The sequence below is a fragment of the bacterium endosymbiont of Bathymodiolus sp. 5 South genome (assembly GCF_900128535.1).
Lineage (GTDB): Bacteria > Pseudomonadota > Gammaproteobacteria > PS1 > Pseudothioglobaceae > Thiodubiliella.
Window position 1 is genome coordinate 1 of record NZ_FQTR01000102.1, and the last position, 6,437, is coordinate 6,437.

The 6,437-nt window shown below is 41.0% G+C and carries 2 protein-coding genes; both read left to right on the top strand.

What is annotated here, in order from left to right; all coding sequences use genetic code 11:
• The coding region (locus BBROOKSOX_RS08280) for an autotransporter outer membrane beta-barrel domain-containing protein (RefSeq protein WP_139660900.1) at nucleotides 1–1,859 on the top strand (1,859 nt) is incomplete at its 5' end.
• A 594-nt stretch (nucleotides 1,860–2,453) separates the two neighbouring features.
• A complete protein-coding gene (locus BBROOKSOX_RS08285) occupies nucleotides 2,454–6,128 on the top strand; it encodes a cadherin domain-containing protein (protein WP_139660902.1) in 3,675 nt (1,224 codons plus the stop codon).
• The last annotated feature ends 309 nt before the right edge of the window (nucleotides 6,129–6,437 follow it).

The following is a 6,437-nucleotide window of genomic DNA, read 5'->3' on the forward strand; positions in this document are numbered from 1 at the left end:
TTACCGACCTAAACGATGTTGCCCCAACCAATATCCAGATCAGCAATACTAACCTTCTCAAAGGTGAGCCCGCCGGCACCGTGGTTGGCACCCTTAGTGCTACCGATACAGATACCGCTGCTGATGCCCTTACTTTTACCACCACCAGCGCTGATTTTAACATTGTCAACGGTAACGAACTCAGAACCAAGCGCTCCATCACTGCCATTGGTGATATAGCTATCACCGTCACTGTTAGTGATGGCATCCAGAGTACTGATAAAAACTTTACTATCAAAGTTGTAGAAAAAATAGGCGCGCTTATCATTACCACGAAGGATAATTTTTCTGCGCCAAAAAATGCAGATAAAGTGATTGTGCTTGCTGCTAACAAAAGTGGGGTAAGATTTTTTATTGCCGATAAGAATGCTAAATTCAGCCTTAGTGACAATATACTTACTTTTAAAGCCACCAACTTTAAAGATGGTGGTGATAACATTTATCGTGTTAATATTAAAGCCACCAAGGGCGATGAGGTGGCTAAAAAAACCCTTGTTGTAACCGTAACCGACGATACGCCGTACATTGCAATAAAATTGCGTATTACCACGGCTAATGTTTCTACGCTTGAAAAAACAGACAAGGTGATTGATCTTACTGCTAACAAAAGTGGGGTAAGTTTTTCTATTACCGGGAATGACACAGATGGGAATAAATTCAGCCTTAGTGGCGCTACACTTACCTTTAAAGCCACTGACTTTAAAGATCAGGGTGATAATAACACTTATTATGTTAATATTAAAGCCACCAAGGATGGCGAGACGACTGAAAAAATCCTTGCTGTAACCGTGATAGACGATAATGTCGGAGTGATTCGAGAAATTACACGCAAAGAAAGCACAGCTGCCGGTCAATTCTTAGCCTTTAAAGTCGGAAGAACATTAATGGGGCGTTTATCGCATATTCGTCTATCGCATATTCGTCATAAAAAAAATAAGAAAAAAGACAAGGAAGAGAGCAGTTTTAGTGCCAATGGTTTTGTGAATGGCATTCAGGTTAGTTTTGCCGATAGCCAAACCAACAGCTTTATCAATCGTGTGCTCAGTGCCAACGGGCTGAGCAATGTTATCCCCATCTCCAGTCGTAAGGTTGAGCGTTGGGATACTTGGACGAATGCCAAAGTGGTGATTGGTAAAAGCAACGGAGCAGGTGCAAATAAGACTGAGTTTAATCTTAAATCCCTTAATATAGGTATGGACAGACGCATAGCCCAAGATAAAATTATCGGCTTTGCCATCGATCGTACTGCCACAGGTAGTGATTTCTCAGGCGAAGTGGATACCACGCAATACACTCTCTCTAGTTACGGTGCGTTAGAACTCAGTGACAAAGGCAGTATTGAAGCAGTACTAGGCGTCGCCAAAGCCACGCACAAAATCAGCAACAGCGCTGATCAAGGCAACAGCAATGGATTTTTTGCCAGTATTGCTTACCGTGCGGATTTACAGGCTCAGGGCGTTGATTTATCGCCTTTCATTCGCTACGACATCAGCCGTATCAAGATGAAAGCGAATGACATACTTACCAGTAGCGAGACTACCACCGACGAGGCAATTGCCCTTGGTATTGACATCAGTAAGACAGGGAACTACGAAGAGGGGCAACTCACTCGCTTTGTGAGCCTGGAATACAAATCCGACCTTCGTCGTGATGGCAACGATTACCTTAGCAAAAATGCCGAGCAAGAAGTGATTATGAAACTGGGGCTGGATTATCAAAAAGACGACACCACCACTTCTGTTAGTTATGAACGCATTCAATCGACTAACAATAAAGCGCATAGTTATGGTATTGAAGGTACTGTTCGATGGAAGTTTTGATGGGTTTATAAAAAGGATGCCTAAAAACCCTCGGCACAAATTAACCAATCAGCCTGAATGTATTTTTGCAGATATTTTTGAAAGAGAAAAGGCGATTTTTGTGGAACAAGCCAGACACATTATCTCCGAATGATCAGCTAGATTCTTGTAGGTATTCGTCGCTCTGGTTAATAGCTTTAAGAGAACTCATATAGGGGTCTCAAATTGCATAAATAAGAGACCTTTGTATAAATAGGAACAATCATCAGAAACCCACTTTTCACCCACTTGGTAATTTTTTAAACTCAGCCTTAGTCCTGCCCTGCAGGACAAAGTTTAAAGAAATCACCCATTGGGCAAAAATTGGATTTTGCCAATCATCCCTATTTATACAAAGGTCTCAATAAATAAAAAAACGTACATAATCATCTATTTTTATGTTTATAATATGCATGGGGGCGTATCAAAATACTATAAAGATTTCTCATCTTTTAAAGTAGTTATTAGATTTATGCCAGTCATTAGATTTATACAGGCAAAGTAAAACCACATCTTGCCAATTATTCGCTGTTACTTAGAAACAGCGAAGTAAAATAATTATTAAGGGGAGTTTCTATGAAAACTATAAAACTATTTATTATAAGTGTACTGTTGTTGTCATCATTCCAAGCATTGGCTGAACTTAAAAAGGGGTTCTTTACCCTAGATGAGAATAACGAGAAAGTAGTAAACTTTATGTATGAGATTAAGAGCTTAACAGTTTTGAGTAGTAGTGATAGAGATCAATTTATAGTTAGCAATAATGTAGTAAAAATGAAACCTCAAAATTATGAGGCTCTTGACAACACGAAAAAGCTTTGGATTAGGTTTAGCATAGAGCGTCCTAACGCTAACGGATACAAGATATACTATTATTTTGAGTATACAATTTTGGATGTAAATGAAGCACCTAAAAATATTCAACTCAGTAATAAAACTATCGAAGATGGTAGCGCCAGTGGTACCGTGATTGGTACAGTGACTGCCACTGACGAGGATGCCGGTACCGACAGCACAAAACTTAGTTACCATCTCGAAGGTAGTACTAGTAACAAAGATTTTTCAATCAATTCAAAGGGTGAGTTAAGCATTAAGGCAAAGGTTGATAAAAAACAAAAAGGCGATTATTATTTTTCGATTTCTGCCTCTGATCCACAAGGTAACAAATCTAAAAATAAACTTTTTCATATAACAGTAACTAAAGCAATTCCTAAGTTTGCCATTACTACAGCTGATGTTTCTACGCCAGAAAAGGTAGCTAAAGTAATTGATCTTACTGCCAACAAAGATAATGTAAGTTTTGTTATTGGTGGTGGTACAGATCGGGATAAATTTAGCCTTCCTAAGGGCAGCAACAAACTTACATTTGCTGCCACCGACTTTAAAGCCGGAGGCGATAACACCTACTCGGTGGTAATTATTGCCAGTAAAACAGGCGAAGACCATATCTCTAAAACCATTACTGTAACCGTACTTGATGGGAGACTTCATATTACCACGGCTGATGCTTTTTTTACGCCTGAAAATGTAGACAAGGTGATTACGCTTACCGCTAACAAAACCGTCGCGGCTTTTACTATTTTGGGTGGTGATGAGGATAAGTTTAGTATAAATGGTACGAAATTAACTTTCAAAGCCACGGATTTTAAAGCCCGAAAGAACGCCACTTATCGTGTTAGTATTATAGCCACTAGGGTGATCATGGTCAATGGCCATAGAGTCCCCGAGACGGCTGTCAAAGAACTTACTGTAACCGTACTCAAAGGGGTGTCATTTCAGATTACCACGGCTGATGCTTTTTCTACGCCTGAAAACAACCCAAACATGGTGATTAGTCTTACTACCAACAAAGATGCTAACAAAAATGTTGATGTAAATTTTTCTATTACTGGTGGCGCAGATCAGGGTAAATTCACCCTGAGTGGTAACACGCTTACCTTTGAAGCCACCGACTTTGAAGCCAGAACCGATCACACCTACTCGGTGGAAACTACTGCCAGTAGAAGAATAGGCACTGAAAACGAAGTCGTCACCAAAACCATCACTGTTACAGTTACCGACTTAAACGATGTTGCCCCAACCAATATCCAGATCAGCAATACTACCCTTGTCGGAAATCTGCCCGCTGGCACCTTGGTTGGCACCCTTAGTGTTACCGATGCAGATACTGCTGCTGATGCCCTCATTTTTACCACCACAGACCCTGATGCCCCCTTCTTTCAGCCCTCGCCCAACGCTGATTTTGAAATCGTCAACCGTAACCAACTCAAAACCAAGCGTCGCATCGTTACTATTGGTAATATGGCTGTCCCCATCGGAGTTAGTGATGGTGTCCATTACACCAGGGAAGACTTTACTATCAAAGTTATAGAAGCTTTAGAAGATGAAGGGGAGCTTGTCATTACCACGACTGATGTTGCTACGCCAGAAAATGCAGATAAAGTGATTGTTCTTACTGTCAACAGAAGTGATGTAAGTAATGTAAGTTTTGCTATTACCGGTGGTGCAGATAAGGCTAAATTTAGCCTTAGTGGCAACACACTTACCTTTGCTGCCACCGACTTTGAAGCTAGAAGCGATCATGCCTACTCGGTGATAATTACTGCCAGTGAAGCAGATAAATCCTCCGTTAGCAAAACCATTACTGTTACGGTTACCGACCTAAACGATGTTGCCCCAACCAATATCCAGATCAGCAATACTAACCTTCTCAAAGGTCAGCCCGCCGGCACCGTGGTTGGCACCCTTAGTGCTACCGATATAGATACTGCTGCTGATGCTCTCATTTTTACCATCACCAACAACGCTGATTTTGAAATCGTCAACCGTAACCAACTCAAAACCAAGCGTCTCATCGATACTATTGGTGATATGACTATCACCGTCACTGTTAACGATGGCATCCAGAGCGCCAATCAAGAATTTTCTATCAAAGTTACAGAAGAAACAAAAAAGCTTGTCATTACCACGGCTAATGTTTCTACGCCAGAAAATGTAGCCAAAGTGATCAAGCTTACTGCCAGCCAAAGGGGTGTAAATTTTTCTATTACTGGTGGCAGAAATCAGGCTAAATTCAGCCTTAGCGGTAAGACACTTACCTTTAAAGCCACCAGCTTTAAAGACCCTGGTGATAACACTTATCAGGTTAATATCAAAGCCACCAAGGGTAATGATACGACTGAAAAAATCCTCACTGTAACCGTAGAAGCGTCTACAAGGACTGGTGTCGGCGCTTCTAGGGTGTTGGCTGTCAGAATGGCTGCCCAAGCCGTGCGTAAAGAAAGCAAAACTGCCAGTAAAGCCTTACTCTTTAAAGTCGGAAAAACATTGATGGGGCGCTTATCGCATATTCGCCATAAAGACAAACAAAAGAGCAGATCTAGTGCCAATGGTTTTGTTAGCGGTATTCAGGTCAGTTTTGCCGATAGCCAAACCAACAGCCTTATCAACCATGTACTAAGTGCCAACGGGCTGAATAATGTCATCCCCACCTCCAGCCGTAAGATTGAGCGTTGGGATACTTGGACGAGTGCCAAAGTGGTGATTGGTAAAAGCAACGGGACAGGGGCAAATAAGACTAAGTTTAATCTTAAATCCCTCAATATGGGTATGGATAGACACATAGCCAAAGATAAAATTATCGGCTTTGCCCTTAGCTTAGGCAAGCAAGATCGCACTGCCACAGGCAATGATTTCTCAGGCGATGTGGATACCACGCAATACACACTGTCTAGTTACGGCGCATTAGAACTCAATGACAAAGGCAGTATTGAGGCAGTACTAAGCGTCGCCAAAGCCACGCACAACATCAGCAACAGCGCCGACCAAGACAACAGCAATGGATTTTTTGCCAGCATTGCTTACCGTGCGGATTTACAGGCTCAGGGCGTCGATTTATCGCCTTTCATTCGCTATGACATCAGCCGTATTAAGATGAAGGCGAATGATATACTTACCAGCAGCGAGACTAACACCAATGAGGCAATTGCCCTTGGTATTGAGATTAATAAGCAAGTGAACTATCGAGGTGGACAGCTCAATCGCTTTGTTAGTGTGGAATACAAATCCGATATTCGTCGTGATACTAGCGATTACCTTAGCAAAAATGCCGAGCAAGAAGTGAGCGTGAAACTGGGGCTGGATTATCAAAAAGACAACACCAGCGCTTCTGTTAGTTATGAGCGCATTCAATCTACCAATAATAAAGCGCATAGTGATGGTATTGAAGGTGTTATTCAATGGAAGTTTTAATGTGAGTTTATAAAAAAGGCCAGCCAAAATTCCCAGTACAATTTATAAAAAGAGATATAGGGACGCTACCCTTTTTTTAATTTTTATTCCTTTATTCTCTTATTGCTTATTCCTCTTATTTCCGACTTACCCTTAATAACATCGGATTTTTAACGATAAAGTGGGCGAAAATAATGTTTACCCGAGAAGAATATTATTTATCCCAATATTTAGTCAACCCTTAAAAACCACACAACAAATTGATTTATAACAATAAAACCAACAATAACCATAGACAAATCAACCAACTTTTGCTAAAATACCTCTTAT